Here is a 380-nt window from a genome sequence, read left to right as displayed (position 1 = left end):
GTTAGTGGTAATAGTGGCATTAGGCGCTGACGAGGTTGTCGACGAGTTGATGAGCGGTTTTCAGGACGTTTGCGGCCGTGCCCTTGATCGTGTCGGCGTCGCCGTGGCTCCATCCGGCGACGTAGCCGATGCTGTAGGCGCTTGTGTCGAGTCCGAGGACGCCAGCGGCGACGTAGGCGACGCTCTCGGCCTCGGTTTCTGCGATGCCGCGGTGTTCAAGGTAGGCGGCGGGCTCTAGGTCTGCGTGCAACATGGCGTGCGCGGCCTCGTGGAGGGCTGTTTTCGCCGCCTGGGCGGGGGAGAGGTCCGCGCCGATGACGACGCGGCGGGAGGCCGGGTCTGTGTAGCCGTTCGCTCTCGTGAGCTGCTCACGCTCGACG

1 protein-coding gene is annotated in these 380 nt (G+C 66.1%); it reads right to left on the bottom strand.

The window, feature by feature from the left end; all coding sequences use genetic code 11:
* Window positions 1-19: 19 nt before the first annotated feature.
* A partial coding sequence (locus tag D9V41_RS16740) for an ImmA/IrrE family metallo-endopeptidase (RefSeq protein ID WP_121795630.1) occupies window positions 20-380 on the bottom strand: 361 nt, incomplete at its 5' end.

This window comes from Aeromicrobium phragmitis (assembly GCF_003674095.1).
In the GTDB taxonomy this organism is placed as follows: domain Bacteria; phylum Actinomycetota; class Actinomycetes; order Propionibacteriales; family Nocardioidaceae; genus Aeromicrobium; species Aeromicrobium phragmitis.
This window is presented reverse-complemented; position numbering and strand designations above follow the sequence as displayed.